Origin of the sequence: Streptomyces sp. H27-H5, from assembly GCF_026627505.1 — a bacterium.
GTDB lineage: Bacteria > Actinomycetota > Actinomycetes > Streptomycetales > Streptomycetaceae > Streptomyces.
Map to the genome: position 1 here is coordinate 35,775 of NZ_JAPNLK010000037.1, position 16,672 is coordinate 52,446.

General features: G+C 70.8%; 16 protein-coding genes. 7 read left to right on the forward strand and 9 right to left on the reverse strand.

Annotated elements, in window-relative coordinates:
* Positions 1-11: 11 nt before the first annotated feature.
* The 3 genes from OTB19_RS19585 to OTB19_RS19595 all read right to left on the reverse strand — a co-directional run bounded on the left by OTB19_RS19585 (position 12) and on the right by OTB19_RS19595 (position 2,671).
* The gene (locus OTB19_RS19585) at positions 12-1,298 is read right to left on the reverse strand and encodes an extracellular solute-binding protein (protein ID WP_267799589.1); all 1,287 of its coding nucleotides are present in this window, start codon (positions 1,296-1,298) and stop codon (positions 12-14) included.
* Positions 1,299-1,594: 296 nt separating this feature from the next.
* Positions 1,595-2,212: an SMI1/KNR4 family protein gene (locus OTB19_RS19590; RefSeq protein WP_267799591.1), complete on the reverse strand. Its 618-nt coding sequence runs from the start codon at positions 2,210-2,212 to the stop codon at positions 1,595-1,597.
* A gap of 81 nt (positions 2,213-2,293) precedes the next feature.
* Positions 2,294-2,671, reverse strand: a complete 378-nt coding sequence (locus tag OTB19_RS19595) for a DUF192 domain-containing protein (RefSeq protein ID WP_267799593.1) — start codon at positions 2,669-2,671, stop codon at positions 2,294-2,296.
* A gap of 143 nt (positions 2,672-2,814) precedes the next feature.
* Between OTB19_RS19595 and OTB19_RS19600 the strand changes: the two genes are divergently transcribed.
* A complete protein-coding gene (locus OTB19_RS19600) occupies positions 2,815-3,666 on the forward strand; it encodes a prepilin peptidase (RefSeq protein WP_267799594.1) in 852 nt (283 codons plus the stop codon).
* 142 nt (positions 3,667-3,808) lie between these two features.
* On the opposite strand, the gene mgrA is transcribed toward OTB19_RS19600, so the two are convergent.
* Complete coding sequence (gene mgrA, locus OTB19_RS19605) at positions 3,809-4,846, reverse strand: L-glyceraldehyde 3-phosphate reductase (protein WP_267799595.1); 1,038 nt, start codon at positions 4,844-4,846, stop codon at positions 3,809-3,811.
* 125 nt (positions 4,847-4,971) lie between these two features.
* Here mgrA and OTB19_RS19610 point away from each other — a divergent pair, with 125 nt between their 5' ends.
* From OTB19_RS19610 to OTB19_RS19630, 5 genes are all read left to right on the forward strand, one after another.
* A complete protein-coding gene (locus OTB19_RS19610) occupies positions 4,972-5,733 on the forward strand; it encodes an isoprenyl transferase (protein WP_267799597.1) in 762 nt (253 codons plus the stop codon).
* A gap of 363 nt (positions 5,734-6,096) precedes the next feature.
* Positions 6,097-7,413 carry a PhoH family protein gene (locus OTB19_RS19615; RefSeq protein ID WP_267799598.1) on the forward strand — a complete coding sequence of 439 codons (1,317 nt, stop codon included), beginning with the start codon at positions 6,097-6,099 and terminating at the stop codon, positions 7,411-7,413.
* Between the two features lie 395 nt (positions 7,414-7,808).
* On the forward strand, positions 7,809-8,561 hold the full coding sequence (locus OTB19_RS19620; protein ID WP_420716870.1) for a transglycosylase SLT domain-containing protein: 753 nt from the start codon (positions 7,809-7,811) through the stop codon (positions 8,559-8,561).
* Positions 8,562-8,669: 108 nt separating this feature from the next.
* Positions 8,670-10,025: an AI-2E family transporter gene (locus OTB19_RS19625; protein ID WP_267799601.1), complete on the forward strand. Its 1,356-nt coding sequence runs from the start codon at positions 8,670-8,672 to the stop codon at positions 10,023-10,025.
* Positions 10,026-10,067: 42 nt separating this feature from the next.
* Positions 10,068-10,748 carry a hypothetical protein gene (locus tag OTB19_RS19630; RefSeq protein ID WP_267799602.1) on the forward strand — a complete coding sequence of 227 codons (681 nt, stop codon included), beginning with the start codon at positions 10,068-10,070 and terminating at the stop codon, positions 10,746-10,748.
* 69 nt (positions 10,749-10,817) lie between these two features.
* Here OTB19_RS19630 and OTB19_RS19635 read toward each other — a convergent pair whose 3' ends face one another.
* Positions 10,818-11,354, reverse strand: a complete 537-nt coding sequence (locus OTB19_RS19635) for an alkyl hydroperoxide reductase (protein WP_267799603.1) — start codon at positions 11,352-11,354, stop codon at positions 10,818-10,820.
* A gap of 3 nt (positions 11,355-11,357) precedes the next feature.
* Complete coding sequence (locus OTB19_RS19640; RefSeq protein ID WP_053677038.1) at positions 11,358-11,912, reverse strand: peroxiredoxin; 555 nt, start codon at positions 11,910-11,912, stop codon at positions 11,358-11,360.
* Positions 11,913-12,047: 135 nt separating this feature from the next.
* On the opposite strand from OTB19_RS19640, the gene OTB19_RS19645 reads away from it, so the two are divergent.
* The gene (locus OTB19_RS19645; protein WP_267799604.1) at positions 12,048-12,995 is read left to right on the forward strand and encodes a hydrogen peroxide-inducible genes activator; all 948 of its coding nucleotides are present in this window, start codon (positions 12,048-12,050) and stop codon (positions 12,993-12,995) included.
* Between the two features lie 57 nt (positions 12,996-13,052).
* Here OTB19_RS19645 and OTB19_RS19650 read toward each other — a convergent pair whose 3' ends face one another.
* Genes OTB19_RS19650 through OTB19_RS19660 form a run of 3 tightly spaced genes read right to left on the reverse strand, consistent with a single transcriptional unit; the run spans position 13,053 to position 16,593 of the window.
* A complete protein-coding gene (locus OTB19_RS19650) occupies positions 13,053-15,389 on the reverse strand; it encodes an ABC transporter permease (protein WP_267799605.1) in 2,337 nt (778 codons plus the stop codon).
* Entirely contained in the window at positions 15,386-16,072 is a 687-nt protein-coding gene (locus OTB19_RS19655; RefSeq protein WP_267799606.1) for an ABC transporter ATP-binding protein, read from the reverse strand. The genes OTB19_RS19650 and OTB19_RS19655 overlap by 4 nt, the downstream gene beginning before the upstream one ends.
* On the reverse strand, positions 16,069-16,593 hold the full coding sequence (locus OTB19_RS19660; RefSeq protein WP_267799607.1) for a PadR family transcriptional regulator: 525 nt from the start codon (positions 16,591-16,593) through the stop codon (positions 16,069-16,071). The genes OTB19_RS19655 and OTB19_RS19660 overlap by 4 nt, the downstream gene beginning before the upstream one ends.
* Positions 16,594-16,672: the final 79 nt, after the last annotated feature.

Consider the following 16,672-nt stretch of genomic DNA (forward strand, 5'->3'; position numbering starts at 1 on the left):
CGTCTCGTCGGTCAGCTCGTCCGGCCGGCCTCGGTCGCCTTCGCGGCGATGCCCTCCAGGACGGCCTTGGGGTCGCCGGACGGTTCCACGGCGCGACCGATGTTGCGCTTGATGGTGTCGCTGACGGTCACCCAGGACGGGTCGTTGACCGGGTAGAGCTGGGCGCCGCGCAAGGCGGTCAGGAACTGCACGTCGTTCTGGTCGAGGCCGCCGCCGGCCGGAGTGCGGGTGGCCGACACCGTCGAGGGCAGCAGGTGGTAACGCCCGGCGAAGTCGGTCAGGTTCTTGTCCTGGTAGACGAAGTCCAGGAACTTTCCGATCTCCTCGCGCTTGCCGTTCTGGTTGAACGCCATCATCCAGTCGGCGACACCGACCGTCGGCGGCGTCTCCCCGGAGCCCAGGGTGTCCGACACCGGCATCGAGACGGCGCGGACGGAGATGCCCTTGGCGCGCGCCTCGTGGGCGAGCGAGGGATAGCCGTTGAGCATGCCGACGTCTCCGCGCAGGAAGGCGGCGAACGCGTCGGCGCGGTTGAGCTGCGACGGCGGGACCGGCCCGGTCAGGCCCGGGGCGACCAGGGACTCCTTGATCCACTTGAAGGTCTGGATGTTCTGGTCGGAGGCCAGGCTGTAGTTGCCGCTGTTGTCGGAGTAGCCGCCTCCGTTGCTCAACTCCCAGATCAGCGCCTCGGCGTGCGCCTCTTCCGGGCCGAGCGGCATGGCGTACGGGAACTTCACGCCGTTGTCCTTGAGCGCTTTGGCAGCCGTCTTCAGGTCGTTCCACGTCTTGGGTTCGCTCGTGACGCCGGCCTTGTCGAACAGCGCCTTGTTGTAGAAGAGCAGGCGGCTGCTCGCGACGAACGGCAGGCCGTACAGGGTGCTGCCGACCGTACCGGCCTCCGCGAGCGGTTGCAGGAAGTTCGCCTCGGCGGTGACCGAGAGCAGTTCGTCCGCGGAATAGAGCTTCCCCTGCGCGGCGAAGTCCGAGTAGGAGCCCATCAGGGCCATGTCCGGGGCCTTGCCGTCCCGGACCATGCGCGTGACCGCGCTGTCGATGTCCTCCCACGGAAGGAGCTGGACCTCGACCTTGAGGCCGGGGTTGGCCTTGGTGAAATCGGTCGTCACCTTCTCCCAGAAGGCCTTGGAACTGTTGCCGGGACCGTCGCCGTATTCGGCGGCGACGAGCCGCAGTGTGCCGGCGTCACCGGCGTCCTCGCCGGAACTACCGCAGCCGGCAAGCGGGATGAGCAGGCCCAGAACGGCCGCCCCGGTCGTCGCGGTGAACGTTGTTCGTCGCACGGGTGGGTTCCCCTGATTTTCTTTTGATTCCCGTTGTTACTTATGAGTCACTCCGGGCCGGGGTGTCCCTCCGTGGCCCGTTGGCCGGAATTCTCTCCTGAGGGTGGGGCGGTTGATTCCATTGGGGTGGCGGTTGTGGTCAATGCTCCAACCGAGGCCATTCCGCATGGTGTTTTCCGATATGTGATCCACAATTCCCACGCGCGTAGACATACCGAAAAGCCCGTTTCCGGCCGGGAAACGGCCTGTCGGGGCGTCGGGCGGTCAGGCCGGCCGGACGCCGGTCCTCGGAACGGTCAGTCGGCGAAATCGCCCGCGTAGGGGTCCGGCTCGCCCGTCTCCGGGTTGCGGCCCTCCTGCCAACGACGCTGGGCCTTGCGCCAGTGGACGAAGCTCAGGTGGCCGCCGTCCCAGAAGGTGATGCTGACGGGACTCACGTCGAACTCGTCCGAGCACAGCCGGAGCAGGAATTCGGCCATGCCGTACGGATACACCGCGAAGGACTCGGCGGTGTGCCGCCCGACCACCAGAACCGGCCAGCGGTCGGGGTCGGGATCGGTCGTCAGCCAGCACAGGATGTCCGAGCCGCCCGTGACCCCCCACGCGATGATGGACTCCGGGTCCACGTCGAAGACGGCCCGGCCGCCCTCGGTCTTCCAGACCTGACGGGCGTTGGCGGTCTCCTCGGCCATCTCGGCCGGATCCCACTGGAGTCCGGGCTTGGGCAGCGGCAGCAGGATGCCGGCCTCGCCGTTGATGGACCCGGAGCCGAAGCGCCCCATGAACGCGATGAAGTCGGCCGGGAACCTCGTCCCCCAGGCCGCCTCGGCGGCCCGCCAGTCGATGTCCTCGTCGGCGCCGTGCGTCGCCGGCATGATCTGCTCCAGCGCCTTGATCCGCGCGTTCTCCGTCATGCCGCTCCCCTGACACCCCAGCTCAACCGCCCCAACCTACCCCCGAGGCGGTTCACCGCCTAGCGAGAGATGAGACGGACGTCAGGTTCCGCCTCCGACCGGACGCGGTTCCACCTCCACCCGGGCCCCGACCCGCAGGCCCCAGCCCGCCATCGCGCCCGCCTCGGCCTCCAGGACGTGCCGGGAGCGCGGCCGGGGCCACCCCAGCCGGCCGGGGACCATCATGGCCAGGGCGATCACGTCGAGGTTCCGGTCGAGGTACGCGACGTCGATCGCGAACCGCATCCGGAACGTGTGCACGCTGCCCGCCGGCGTCAACAACAGCGCCCCCGCGATCCCGCCGCGCCCGAGCAGGCCGCGGGTGCGGGCCCGGTAGGAGGCGGCGATCTCCAACGGCACCGGCGCCCCGTCCGTCCCGACGACGCGCAGGACGGCTCCGCCGTCACGCCAACGCCCCATGTCCCGGCCCCTTTCCGCCCGCCCCGCCCGCCCCGCCCGACTGTCGGACGCGTCCGACCGTCCGTCCCGTCCGGGTGGCCAGGGTAGGGGCAATGGGTCCCCGGGCCCATGCCCCCACGAGGGGCCGGGCCTACGGTCGGCGGATGGGCCTGGTCGTGATCATCCTCGCCGCCGCGTACGGAGCGGGCGCGGGTCTGCTGCTGCCGCGCGCGGCGTACCGGCTGTCCGTGGAGCCGGGGGAGCCCTGGCGGGACTCCTGCCCCGACGGGCATCCGCTCCCGGGCTGGGTGGGGCGCGCCCGCTGCCGCCTCCCCGGAGCGCCGGCCGTGTCCCCGCCGGCGCCCGCGCCCACCAGCCCCGGCCCCGGGGCGGGAGCGCCGCCGGCGGGGCCCGTCCCGGCGGCTCCCGGCGCCCCGACCACCGGCGGGCGCCCCGACCCGCCGTACCACCGCTACGGGGTCCGCCCCGCGGGGGTCGTGTGCCTGGTCGCCGGGGTCTGCGCGCTGCTCGCGTGGGCCGTCGGGGTGCGGCCCGAGGCGGTGGCGTTCGTGGGGCTCGCGCCCGGGTTCGTCCTGCTCGGCCTGGTCGACGTCGCCGTGCACCGGCTGCCGGACCCGCTGACCCTGCCGCTCGCCGCGGCCGCGGTCGTGCTGCTGGGATGCGCCGGGGCCCTGCCGGGCGCCGCCGGGTCCTGGCGGTCGGCGCTGCTCGGCGCGGCCGCGCTCGCGGGGGCGTACCTGGTGCTGTTCCTGATCCACCCCGCCGGCATGGGCTTCGGGGACGTCAAGCTGGCGCTGTCCCTCGGGGTCGCTCTTGGGTGGTACGGCAGGGGGGTATGGGTGGCCGGGGCGTTCCTGGGCTTCCTCTACGGGGCCGTGTACGGCCTGGGCCTGCTGCTGCGCGGCCGTGCGGGGCGCCGGACGGCCTTCCCGTTCGGCCCCTTCATGGCGGCCGGCGCGCTCACCGGAGTGCTGCTGGGCGGATTCGGAGCGTAATCGTTTTGCGTCAATGCACGCATCACGCTTTACGAAGGGTTATGGTGGAACCCCCCCCTCGGGCCGGTCCGTATCCCCCCCACGGACCGGCCCGTTTTTTGTTTTCCCGCGCCTGTTCCTGACGGCGCGGCATCAGCGCAGGTCAGCCGCGCTGGGCCCAGATGTTGGCGCCGGGGGTGGAGACGGCGAGGGAATCGATCTCCTTCAACTCCTGCTCCGTGAGCGGCGCACCGGCCAGCGCGGCCACGTTCTCCTCCAACTGCTTCACGCTCGACGCGCCGATCAGAGCCGACGTCATGCGCTCGTCGCGCAGCACCCAGTTCAGCGCCAACTGCGCCAACGACTGCCCGCGCCGCCCCGCGATCTCGTTCAGTCCCTTGAGCCGGCGCAGGACGTCGTCCGAGAGCAGGTCCGGGTTGAGGGACTTGCCCTGGCTGGCCCGCGAGCCCTCCGGGATGCCCTTCAGGTACTTGGCCGTCAGGAGGCCCTGGGCGAGCGGCGCGAAGGAGATGCAGCCCATGCCGGCCTCCTCCAGGGTGTCCAGCAGCCCGTCCTCCTCCGTCCAGCGGTTGATCATGGAGTACGAGGGCTGGTGGATGAGCGGGCGCACGCCCATGTCGCGCAGGATCCGCGCGGCCTCGGCCGTCTGCTCGGCCGTGTACGAGGACACGCCCACGTAGAGGGCCTTGCCCTGCCGGACCGCGGACGCCAGGGCGCCCATGGTCTCCTCCAGCGGGGTCTCCGGGTCGAAGCGGTGCGAGTAGAAGATGTCGACGTAATCGACGCCCATCCGCTTCAGCGAGGCGTCCAGCGAGCCGAGCAGGTACTTGCGGCTGCCCCACTCGCCGTACGGGCCGGCGTGCATCAGGTAGCCGGCCTTGGTGGAGAGCACCAGCTCCTCGCGGTGGGACGCGAAGTCCTGCGCGAAGATCTTGCCGAAGTTGAGCTCGGCGGACCCGGGCGGCGGTCCGTAGTTGTTGGCCAGGTCGAAATGGGTGACACCCAGGTCGAAGGCCCGGCGCAGGATCGCCCGCTGGGGCGCCAGGGACGTGTCGTCGCCGAAGTTGTGCCAGAGGCCGAGGGAGATGGCGGGGAGCTTGAGGCCGCTGTGGCCGGTGCGCCGGTACTCCATGGAGTCGTAGCGCGAGGGCTCTGCCCGATAGGGATTGGTATCAGTCACGTTGTCCTCCCTATCACGGACTTGTGACCGACCGAGTTGGGTACCCCATGCCACATCCCAGTAATGTGGCGGACTCGGGGGACCGCAATTCGCACGGGGGCATTGCACGGAGGGGCTGGAAGATCGTGAAGCTGCGCGACCTGGTGTACAGGCTCTACGCACGCCGGGTGGAAGGCCGACTCGACCATGACGAGGCGCCCAAGCACATCGGCGTCATCCTGGACGGGAACCGGCGCTGGGCGAAGGCGTCCGGAGGAACCACGGAGCAGGGCCACCAGGCCGGAGCCGACAAGATCTCCGAGATGCTGGGCTGGTGCACCGAGACGGACGTCGAGGTCGTCACCCTCTGGATGCTCTCCACGGACAATCTGGACCGCCCCGAGGTCGAGCTGCGCCCGCTGCTCAACATCATCGAGAACACCGTGCGGGGCCTCGCGGCGGACGGCCGCTGGCGCGTCCACCACGTCGGCAACCTCGACATCCTCCCCGAGCGGACCCAGTCCGTGCTGAAGGAGGCCGAGCAGGCCACGCACGACGTCGACGGGATACTGGTCAACGTCGCGGTCGGCTACGGCGGCCGCCAGGAGATCGCCGACGCGGTCCGCTCGCTGTTGCTGGAGCACGCCTCGAAGGGCACCTCCTTCGAGGAGCTGGCCGAGGTCCTCGACATCGACCACATCGCGGAGCACCTCTACACCCGGGGTCAGCCCGACCCGGACCTCGTCATCCGCACCAGCGGCGAACAGCGGCTGTCCGGGTTCATGCTCTGGCAGAGCGCGCATTCGGAGTACTACTTCTGCGACGTGTTCTGGCCGGCCTTCCGCAAGGTCGACTTCCTCCGGGCGCTGCGCGACTACGCCGCCCGCCACCGGCGGTACGGGAGCTGATCCCCGGACGGCGGGATCCTCCCGGGGAGTTCGCCGCGACCGCGCTCCCTCCGGCCCGACACCTCCCCGCGCGTTCCGTCGTCCCCCTCTCAAGCCTTCACCAGGGGTTCACCGAGCGTCCGTCATATGCCATGGCATGGCCTTGCCCGTTCGAGGGCATAACCCTGGCAGGTCGACGTCCGATCCACGGGTGTCGAGTCTCAGCGGACGGCATGGGGTCGTCCGCCCGGGAGGCCCTTTGCACCAGGACGCACGTGCGGTTCGCACGGACGGAGTGGAGGGCCGGGAATCGGCCCGCGCATGGGTGCCGATGACCGGTCCGGTCTTCATGGCCCGACCTCTTCCGAGGGGGTACGTCCTTCCGTGGTGACCAGCACAAAGCGCCGCCTGCCCGACAGGCGGACCTACGTCCTCGACACCAGCGTCCTGCTGGCAGACCCCAACGCGATCTCCCGCTTCGACGAGCACGAGGTCGTGCTCCCGATCGTGGTGATCACCGAGCTGGAGGCAAAGAGGCACCATCCCGAACTCGGCTACTTCGCGCGCCAGGCCCTCCGCCTGCTCGACGACTTCCGGGTCCGGTACGGACGTCTCGACGCCCCCATCCCGCTGGGCGATCTGGGTGGCACCCTGCGTGTCGAGCTCAACCACTCCGACCCGGGTGTCCTGCCCGCCGGCTTCAGACTGGGGGACAACGACTCGCGGATCCTCGCCGTCGCCCGCAATCTCCAGGCCGAGGGCTACGACGTCACGGTGGTCTCGAAGGATCTCCCGCTGCGCATCAAGGCCTCCTCCGTGGGGCTGCTCGCCGAGGAGTACCGGGCGGAGCTCGCCATCACCGATGCCGGATGGACCGGCATGAGCGAGCTGGCCCTCTCCGGCGAACAGGTGGACCTGCTCTTCTCGGAGGAGCGGCTCTACGTGCCGGAGGTCGCCGAGTTGCCCGTCCACACCGGACTGGTCCTCCAGTCCGAACGGGGCAAGGCGCTGGGCCGGGTCACGGCCGACGGCAACGTGAAGCTCGTACGGGGCGACCGCGAGGCCTTCGGGCTGCACGGCCGCAGCGCCGAGCAGCGCATCGCCCTCGACCTGTTGCTCGACCCGGAGATCGGCATCCTCTCGATGGGCGGCCGGGCCGGCACCGGAAAGTCGGCGCTCGCGCTGTGCGCGGGCCTGGAGGCCGTGCTGGAGCGGAGGCAGCATCAGAAGGTGATGGTCTTCCGGCCGCTGTACGCGGTGGGCGGCCAGGACCTCGGCTACCTGCCCGGGGACGCCTCCGAGAAGATGAGCCCGTGGGCGCAGGCGGTGTTCGACACGCTCTCGGCGGTCGCCGGACGCGAGGTCATCGAGGAGGTGCTGAACCGCGGGATGCTCGAAGTCCTGCCGCTCACCCACATCCGCGGTCGTTCCCTGCACGACGCCTTCGTGATCGTGGACGAGGCGCAGTCGCTGGAACGGAACGTGCTGCTGACGATGCTGTCCCGGATCGGCGCCAACTCGCGGGTCGTGCTGACCCACGACGTGGCGCAGCGGGACAACCTGAGGGTGGGCCGGTACGACGGAGTGGTCGCCGTCGTTGAGAAGCTGAAGGGCCATCCGCTCTTCGCGCACATCACGCTGACTCGTTCCGAGCGTTCGCCGATCGCCGCGCTCGTCACGGAGATGCTGGAGACCCTGTAACCGCAAAGGGGACAGAACCCCCATAGTGGGAAGTAGAGTTGGCGCCGCCCGGCAAAGGCCCAGAAGCCTAGCCGGGCGGCGTTGTGCTGCACAGGCCTTTGTCGAAAACAGCGGCCTCCCCGCAGGTGTGACCTTTCCCACGCAACGCGGAATTGCCCTGCGGCGTCGAGGTCCGGCAGAGTCTGATTTCCGTCAGGCCCCACATACGGCACACCTGTATCTCTCGTGAGATACGCGCAGCACCACAACTCCACAGTCGTTTGCCGTATGTCGCCCGAGTTTCACGCGGCAGCTCCCGCAGGGGAGTTGCCCACGGGCCCGAGCCTCCAGTGACCGCGGATTCATGGAGGCCAGTGTCCAGGGGCACTTTTGCGCCCGCCAGGTCACTGCGGACGCTGCTGGAAGGACACCGTGTGAGCCGGATCTCGGTTCGAGGGTTCGCAGTGGCTTCGGCCACCGCTGTCACCACCGTCGGCGCAGTCGTGGGCGTTGCCACCGGCGACGCCACCACGAACGACCTCGAGACCACCGCGTCGGGTGCGACTCTCCTCACTGAAATCCCGGTCGGCGAGCAGGCCCAGGTCCAGAGCGGCTCCCTGACGCAGCAGGCCGACACGATCGCCCACGCCGCCGACGCCGACGCCAAGCGCTCGGCCGAGGAAGCCGCGCGCATCGAGGCCGCCGAGACCGCCAAGGCGAAGAAGTCCGACGCCCAGGCCGCGGCGGACGCGGAGGCCAAGAAGAAGTCCGAGGCCGAGGCCGCCGCGAAGCTGAAGAAGGAGCGCGAGGAGGCCGGCGAGGTCGCCAGCCGTTCCTCGACGCGCGACGCCGGCGACTTCGACGTCCAGGGCTCCTACACGATCTCCGAGATCAAGTCGATCGCCCGGCAGATCGTCCCGGCGGGCCAGTTCCAGTGCTTCTCGGAGATCGTGAACCGGGAATCCACCTGGAACTACAAGGCCGTCAACTCGTCCTCGGGCGCCTACGGTCTGGTCCAGGCGCTGCCCGGTTCGAAGATGTCCTCGGCCGGCGCCGACTGGCGCACCAACCCCGCCACCCAGATCAAGTGGGGCCTGGGCTACATGAACGAGCGCTACGGCAGCCCGTGCGCGGCCCTGAGCTTCCACGACGCCAACGACTGGTACTAGGCACGCGCCACCGCACAACCTCCGGGAGCCCCGCACCGTCCTACGGTGCGGGGCTCCTCGCGTGTACGGTCTTCGAGGTGTGTTCACGGGCGGGGGGAAAGGAAAGACATGTCGAAGAGGGCAGGCTGGCTCGGCAGGATCGGGAGAAAGCTCAGCCAGGTGGAGGCTCGCCTCGACGAACGGCGGGCCGAGGTCGAGGCGGAGACCTCCGACGACCGACCGGTCTCCGCGACCGCCCCGTCGCCGCTCCCGCCCCCGGGAAACACCGGCCCCGTCCCCGACACGTCCGGCCGGCGGGTGCGCCCCGACCCGGTGACCGTGATCCCCTGGGGCATGCGCGTGGCCGCGGAGGCCAGTTGGCGGCTGCTGCTGCTCGCCGGGATGCTCTGGGTCCTGATGAAGGTGATCAGTGAGGTCCGCCTGGTCGTCCTCGCCTTCGCCGCGGCCCTGCTGGTCACCGCCCTGCTCCAACCCTTCGTCGTGCGGCTGCGCCGGCTCGGGCTGCCGCGGGGGCTCGCCACGGCCGTGACGGCGATCCTCGGATTCGTGGTCATCGGGCTGGTCGGCTGGTTCGTGGTCTGGCAGGTCATGGAGAACCTCGACGACCTCTCCGACCGGGTCCGCGACGGCATCAACGAACTCAAGGTCTGGGCACTGGACAGTCCGTTCCACGTGACCGAGAAGCAGATCAACGACATCGCGAAGAACCTCACCGACACCATCGGCACCAACACCGAGGAGATCACCTCCGCCGGACTGCAGGGCGTGACGGTGCTCGTCGAGGTGCTGACGGGCATGCTGCTCGCGATGTTCTCGACGCTCTTCCTGCTCTACGACGGCAAGCGGATCTGGACCTGGGTGCTCGGCCTGGTACCGGCCGCCGCCCGTCCCGGCATGGCCGGCGCCGGTCCGCGCGCCTGGCGCACGCTGACCGCGTACGTACGGGGAACCGTCCTCGTGGCGCTCATCGACGCCGTCTTCATCGGCCTCGGCCTGTACTTCCTCGACGTCACGATGGCCGTCCCGCTGGCCGTGTTCATCTTCCTGTTCGCCTTCATCCCGCTCGTCGGAGCCGTCATCTCCGGCGCGCTCGCGGTGGTCGTGGCCCTGGTGACCCAGGGGCCGTTCATCGCGCTCATGGTGCTGGCCGTGGTGCTCGCCGTACAGCAGATCGAGGGCCACGTGCTCCAGCCCTTCATCCTGGGCCGGGCGGTACGGGTGCACCCGCTCGCGGTGGTGCTGTCGGTGGCCGCCGGCGGGATGATCGCGGGCATCGGCGGAGCGGTGGTCGCCGTACCGCTGGTCGCCGTCACCAACACGGTGGTCGGCTTCCTCAAGGCGTACTCGCGCGAGCAGCTCCACCCCGGCATGGCCGAGGTGGGCCCCGCCCCGCACGGGGCCACCGCGCTGGACGCGTCGCTGCGTACGCCGGGGGAGACGAGCCAGGGTGAGCAGCGGGTCTGAGGGCGCCACGACGGCGGTCGGGGGCGGGGAGGGGGGCGACGGGTGATCGGCGAGCCGGAACTGGACGGCGAGTGGCGCACGGACCGGGCCTTCGATCCGGCGGAATCCGCGCCGGAGCCCGGGTCTGCGCGCGGGGCGGCGCGGGGCCCGCGTGCGCGGTGGGTGTGGGCGCTGGGCGGGGCGGTGCTGGCCTCGGCGGTGTGGGGCGCGACCCTGGTCGCGCAGAATCGTTCCGACACGGCTCCGCGCATCGCCTACCGGCACGTCGACGACCTCTGCCCGGAGGCGCCCCTGAAGGCGCTGGGCACGATCAACGGCACGGCCTTCGACATGACGTGGCCGGGCAACGAGAAGAGTCCCGCACTCGACTGGTCCTACTGCCGCGCGACGGGCGGGTACACCGAGGGCCGGCCCTGGTACGGGGTCGAGATCATGGTCGAGCGGCACAAGAAGAGCGATCCCCGGCCGGAGTTCGACGCCGGGCCCGGACTGGACCCCCGCCGCACCGGCGCCTCGGACGTGGAGGAGGTGCCCGGACTCGGCGAACGGGCGCTGCTCAGGCGGCAGCCGGGCACGGACGCCCAACTGGCGGTGCTGGACGGCGGTGTGGTGTTCACGCTCCGCGTGGAGTGGAACATGGACAGGGACCTCGTGGACGAGGACGCGGTCCACACGGCGATGATCGAGGACATGCGGGCGCTGACGACCCGGCTGCGCGAGTGAGCGGGTGAACGACGGGGCCCCCGCGGCCGGTGACGGCTGCGGGGGCCCGTTCCGCGCGGACGCGGAGCGCTACTCGGCGGCGAGGGCCGCTTCGGCATCGAGGGTGACCGCGACGGCCTGGATCACCGAGGCGATCTTGAAGGCCTCCTGGATCGTGTCACGGTCGACACCGGCCTTGCGCAGCACCTGCTCGTGCGAGTCGAGGCACTGGCCGCAGCCGTTGATCGCGGAGACCGCGAGCGACCACAGCTCGAAGTCGACCTTCTCCACACCCGGGTTGCCGATGACGTTCATCCGCAGGCCGGCGCGCAGGGTGCCGTACTCCGGGTCCGACAGCAGGTGACGGGTGCGGTAGAAGACGTTGTTCATCGCCATGATCGCGGCGGCGGACTTGGCGGCGGTGTACGCCTCCGGCGACAGGACCGCCTTCGCCTCGGGCTCCAGCTCGCGCAGGACGCGCGGGGAGCGGGCGGCGATCGCGCAGGACAGGACCGTGCCCCACAGCTGCTGCTGCGGGAGGTCGCTGTTGCCGATGACCGAACCGAGGTTCAGCTTCAGGTCCTTGGCGAAGTCCGGTATGGCGGACTTCAGGGAGTCGAGGGACATCCGTCACTCACCGGCCAGCAGCGCCGGGGCGTCCAGGGTGCCCTCGCCCTTGTTCCAGTTGCACGGGCACAGCTCGTCGGTCTGCAGGGCGTCGAGGACCCGCAGGACCTCCTTGGGGTTACGGCCCACGGAACCGGCGGTCACCATCGTGAACTGGATCTCGTTGTTCTGGTCGACGATGAAGACGGCACGCTGCGCGAAGCCGTCCTCGCCCTGCACGCCACAGGCCTGCATGAGCTCGTGCTTGGAGTCGGCCAGCATCGGGAAGGGCAGGTCACGCAGGTCGGCGTGGTCCTTGCGCCAGGCGTGGTGGACGAACTCGGAGTCGCCGGAGACGCCGAGGACCTGCGCGTCGCGGTCCTGGAACTCCTCGTTCAGCTTGCCGAAGGCGGCGATCTCGGTCGGGCAGACGAAGGTGAAGTCCTTCGGCCAGAAGAACACCACGCGCCACTTGCCCTCGTAGGACTTGTGGTCGATCTGGGCGAACTCGCTGCCGGCTTCGAGCGAGACGCAAGCGGTCAGATCGTAGCTGGGGAACTTGTCACCGACAGTGAGCACGTGCTCTCCTTGCAAACGGGAAAGTGACCCCTATGGGGGCTTTCCGAAGGGGTTGGACGGATCTCACATGCTGGCACAGCTGCATTGATTACGGAAATAGCTACTCTTGTGGCTGGTGATCGGAGGTGCCTATCAGTGGCTGTCGGTAATAGGGGACTCAAGCAGGCGACGCTCGCGCAACTGCGCGCGTTCGTGGCCGTGGCGGAGCATCTGCACTTCCGGGACGCGGCCGCCGCCATCGGCATGAGCCAGCCCGCCCTGTCCGGGGCCGTCTCCGCGCTGGAGGAGGCGCTCGGGGTGCAACTGCTGGAGCGCACCACCCGCAAGGTGCTGCTCTCCCCGGCGGGGGAGCGGATCGCGGTGCGCGCCCGGGGCGTGCTCGACGCCATGGGCGGGCTGCTGGAGGAGGCCGAGGCCGTACGGGCCCCGTTCACCGGAGTCCTGCGACTCGGGGTGATCCCGACGGTGGCCCCGTACCTGCTGCCGACCGTGCTCGGGCTCTTCCACCGGCGCTACCCCCGCATGGACCTCCAGGTGCACGAGGAGCAGACGGCGTCGCTGCTGGAGGGGCTGGCCGGGGGGCGGCTGGACCTGCTGCTGCTCGCGGTGCCGCTGGGGGTGCCCGGGGTGAGCGAACTTCCGCTCTTCGACGAGGACTTCGTACTCCTCGCCCCCCGCGAGCACCCGCTCGCCGGGCGCCGGGACATCCCGCGCGAGGAACTGCGCGGCCTGCAACTGCTGTTGCTCGACGAGGGGCACTGCCTGCGCGACCAGGCCCTCGACATCTGCCGGGAGGCGGGCCGCACGGCGGGCGCGGACGTCACCACCACCGCCGCCGGACTGTCCACGCTCGTACAGCTGGTCGCCGGGGGACTGGGGGTGACGCTGTTGCCGCGCACCGCGCTGCGGTTGGAGACCACGCGCAACGAGTACCTCGCCACCGGGTACTTCGCCGAGCCGGCGCCCTCCCGGCGGATCGCGCTGGCCATGCGGACCGGCACCGCCCGCCAGGAGGAGTTCAAGGCGATCGCCGCCGCGCTGCGCGAGGCCGTACGCCCGCTCCCGGTCTGGCCGACCGACTGATCCGGTCGGTCGCGGGGGCGGGCGTACGGCCTCGCGCAGCGCGGCGGCTCGCGTGCGTCACTCCGTGCGCAGGCCGTCCGGGCGCATCATCCGCAGCAGCGGCGGCAGGCTGAGCAGGGTCACCACCGCGACCACGCCCGCCCCCACGCCCGCCATCCCGAGCACCGGACCCCAGTCGATCCCGACGGGCCGGCCGGCCATCCGGATCAGTACCGAGCCCAGCCCGATGCCCACCGCGATCGCCAGCGCCATGCCCACCCCGACGGGCAGGGCCGTCTGCCAGAGCACCGACAGGCTCAGCGTGGAGCGCTTGGTGCCGAAGGCCACGAGCGAGGACAGCAGCTTCCTCCGTTCGCGCAGCTGCTCCAGTTGGGAGACGAGCATGCTCGCCCCGATCAGGATCAGGACGCCGGTCGCGCCGAAGAAGAGCCCGGTGCGGATCGAGGAGTAACCGGCGGCGGTGGAGGTCGACTTCAAGGTCATGGCCGTGGCGAACGGGTCGGCCTTGAAGGCGGCCGTGCGGGCCCGCTCCAACCCGTCCGGCACCGATTCGTCCAGTTGGAGGAAGATCTGCGCGGACTGGTCGAAGCCCAGGTCCTCGGGCGCCGCCGACGGGGTCGCCAGCAGGCCGGTGCGCCGGGTCCCGTTGGGGTCCTCACGGGAGAGGACGGTGCGCGCGTCGGCCGGGAAGGCCCACTCGACGGCCTTCTTGTGGTCGAACGGGCCGCCGGTGAACCCGTTGACGTTGCCGGCGAAGAGCCGGTCACCCGCCTTGGCGGCCCCCTCGGCGACGGGGCCGTCGAGCACGAAGGTGTCGCCGTCCTTGCACGCGCCGAGTTCCGCCACCTCCCTGAGCGCCTCGCAGGTGCCGACGGTCACCGCGATGGTGTCGTCCGCCGGGACCCGGTGCGCGGCGGTGAACGAGGCCAGCGGCACGGTGCGGGCGATGCCTTCGGTACCGGCGACCTCGGCGGCGAGGGCGTCCAGCCGGTGCTCGCCGCCGCTGGGCAGCAGGATGGACACGGCGGCCCGGGTCGGGTCCTGGCCGGTCTCGTTGCGGTACTCGCCCTCGACGCCGGAGAAGAGCATCTGCAGGGCGATGGCCCCGGCGACCGCCACGGCGATGCCGTTGACGAGGCGGGCGGCCGTACCGCTGCCGATCTGGAGCCGGCGCACGGCGAGTTGCCAGGAGACCGGGCCGCCGGGCGTTCCGCCGACGACGCGTTCCAGTACCCAGGGCAGGAGCGCGGTGATCCCGACGAGCAGCAGCACCACACCGCCGCTGACCTGCCACTGGTTGAACTGCCCGTGCTCGGAGCCGCGTCCCGTCAGCGAGGTGAGCAGGCCGAGTCCGCCGAGCGGCAGCAGCAGCCGCCACCAGACGTGCCGTTTGGTCGGCTTGGCCGTACGGACGACGCCGAGCGGTTCGATCACCACACCGCGCAGGGCGAACAGGGTCACGGCGACGGCCGCCGCCGGCACCGCGACGGCGACGAGGGTGGCCAACCACGGTGTCGGGTCGAGGTCGGCGGGGAAGACGCTGCGCTGCTGGAGGGTCAGGTTGCCGACCAGGCGCCGGCCGATCAGGAAGAAGCCGACACCGAAGCCCAGCCCGAGCACGGATCCGGCGAGCGCCTCGCCGGCGGCGATCCGCCGCACCGCGCGGCTGTCGGCGCCGACCAGGCGGAGCGCGGCGAGCCGGCGGTCGCGTCGCTCGCCGCCGAAGCGGACGGCGGCGGCGATGAGGACGGCGACCGGCGTCAGCAGGGCGACGAAGGTGAGCACGACCATCAGCATCAGCACGGGGTCGAGCTCGCGCGCGTCCGCGTCGTTCGCGAAGCCGGTGACGCGCTCGACGCGGTAGGCGTGTTCGCCGTCGGTCCGGAGCTGGTCGCTGCCCAGGTAGAAGAGGAGTTCGCCGGGCCCGGTCAGGCCCGCGTCGCCGACGATCTGGCCGATCCGGCCGTCCAGGCGTTCCTTGAGGAGGGCGCCGTCGGCGGACTTCATCAGCTTGTCCAGCGCGGGGGAGACGGCCAGTTCGCCCGGGGCGGGGATCTTCTCCAGGCCCGGCGGGACGGGCGCGTCCGGGCCCTCGGCCCGGAGCAGGCTGCCTTCGATGTCCTGCCCGTGGTAGGTCTGTCGGGCGGCCGCGGTGAGGAGGGTGTCGCGGCCGGGAGCGGCGGCCGTCGGCGCGGTCGTCGTGGACCGGGCGTCGGCCCGCTCGTTGCGGGCGGTGAGCGCGCCGGGGACGGCGGTGCTGATCAGCAGCAGCGCGACGCCCAGGCCCACGCCCACGCCGGTGAGCAGGGTCCGGGTCCAGCCCTCGCGGCCGCCGCCGAGGGCGAACCGCACGCCCATGGCCAGGTCGCGGTACCAGGTGCGGAGCGTGTTCATACGATGCGCTCCATGTCGCGGGACCTGCCGTCGCGGACGACGATCTCCCGGTCGGAGTAGGCGGCCACCCGGGTCTCGTGCGTGACGAGGACGACGGCCGCGTTGGCGGAGCGGGCGGCCTCGGTGAGCAGCTGCATGACCAGTTCGCCGTTGAGGGAGTCCAGGGCGCCGGTCGGCTCGTCCGCGAAGATGACGCGGGGCCGGGTGACCAGGGCGCGGGCCACGGCCACGCGCTGGCCCTGGCCGCCGGAGATCTCGCCGGGACGCTTGGCGCCCAGGTCGTCGACCTGGAGCCGCTCCATCCAGCCGAGGGCGGTCCGTTCGGCCTCCTTGCGCTTCACACCGGCCAGCCGCAGCGGCAGGGCGACGTTCTCCACGCAGGTGAGCTCCGGTACGAGCTGTCCGAACTGGAAGACGAAGCCGAACTCGCCCCGGCGCAGGGCGCTGCGCTCGGAGTCGTTCATCGCGGACAGCTCGCGGCCGGCGTAGGTGACGGTGCCGGAGTCGGGCGCCACGATGCCCGCGAGGCAGTGCAGCAACGTCGACTTGCCGGAGCCGGAGGGCCCCATGACGGCGACGACCTCGCCGGGGTGGATCGAGAACTCCGCGCCGTCGAGGGCCTTGGCGGACCCGTAGGTCTTGCGCAGGTCCGTGGCGCACAGCAGGGTGCCGGCCGGGGTCATCGGCGTATCTCCTGACCGAGCTGGTCGAGCCGGGCGGCGGTGAGTTCGAGCCACCGCAGGTCCGCTTCGAGGTGGAAGAGGGCGTGGTCGCAGACGAGTTGGTCGGCGAGGTCGCCCTTGCGCTTGCGGGTGGTCAGCAGGCGCATGAGCCGCAGGTGCTCGGAGCGCTGGGCGTCCAGCAGGTCCTGCGCGCCGCGGCCCGTGAGCAGGGCCAGTACGACCTTGGTGTACAGGGTGGACTGGAGGTACGGCTCGGGCTTCTCGGGCTGGGCGAGCCAGGTCTCGACGTCGGTGATCCCGGCGTCGGTGATGGCGTACCGCTTGCGGTCGGGACCGCCGCCGCTCTCTATCCCGTCGACCTCGACGAGGCCGTTCTTCAGGAGCCGGGACATGGTCGAGTAGACCTGCCCGTAGGCGAGGGGGCGGTCGTGGCCGAACTTCTCGTCGAAGGCGCGTTTGAGGTCGTAGCCGTGCCGGGGGCCGGCTTCCAGTAGACCCAGAAGGGTGTGACCGATGGACATGACGGCGACTATACACGGGAGGTATACACGCGGTGTATACCCCCGGTGCATAGCTCGCCGGACGGGTGTTTTGCCTGGT

What these genes read in the sequence shown, in the direction of transcription:
- OTB19_RS19590 (WP_267799591.1), bottom strand. Translation starts at nt 2,212, where the DNA reads ATGACGGAGAACGCGCGGATCAAGGCGCTGGAGCAGATCATGCCGGCG.
- OTB19_RS19600 (WP_267799594.1), top strand. Translation starts at nt 2,815, where the DNA reads ATGGGCCTGGTCGTGATCATCCTCGCCGCCGCGTACGGAGCGGGCGCG.
- OTB19_RS19635 (WP_267799603.1), bottom strand. Translation starts at nt 11,354, where the DNA reads ATGTCCCTCGACTCCCTGAAGTCCGCCATACCGGACTTCGCCAAGGAC.
- OTB19_RS19655 (WP_267799606.1), bottom strand. Translation starts at nt 16,072, where the DNA reads ATGACCCCGGCCGGCACCCTGCTGTGCGCCACGGACCTGCGCAAGACC.
- OTB19_RS19595 (WP_267799593.1), bottom strand. Translation starts at nt 2,671, where the DNA reads ATGGGGCGTTGGCGTGACGGCGGAGCCGTCCTGCGCGTCGTCGGGACG.
- OTB19_RS19625 (WP_267799601.1), top strand. Translation starts at nt 8,670, where the DNA reads ATGTCGAAGAGGGCAGGCTGGCTCGGCAGGATCGGGAGAAAGCTCAGC.
- OTB19_RS19660 (WP_267799607.1), bottom strand. Translation starts at nt 16,593, where the DNA reads ATGTCCATCGGTCACACCCTTCTGGGTCTACTGGAAGCCGGCCCCCGG.
- OTB19_RS19650 (WP_267799605.1), bottom strand. Translation starts at nt 15,389, where the DNA reads ATGAACACGCTCCGCACCTGGTACCGCGACCTGGCCATGGGCGTGCGG.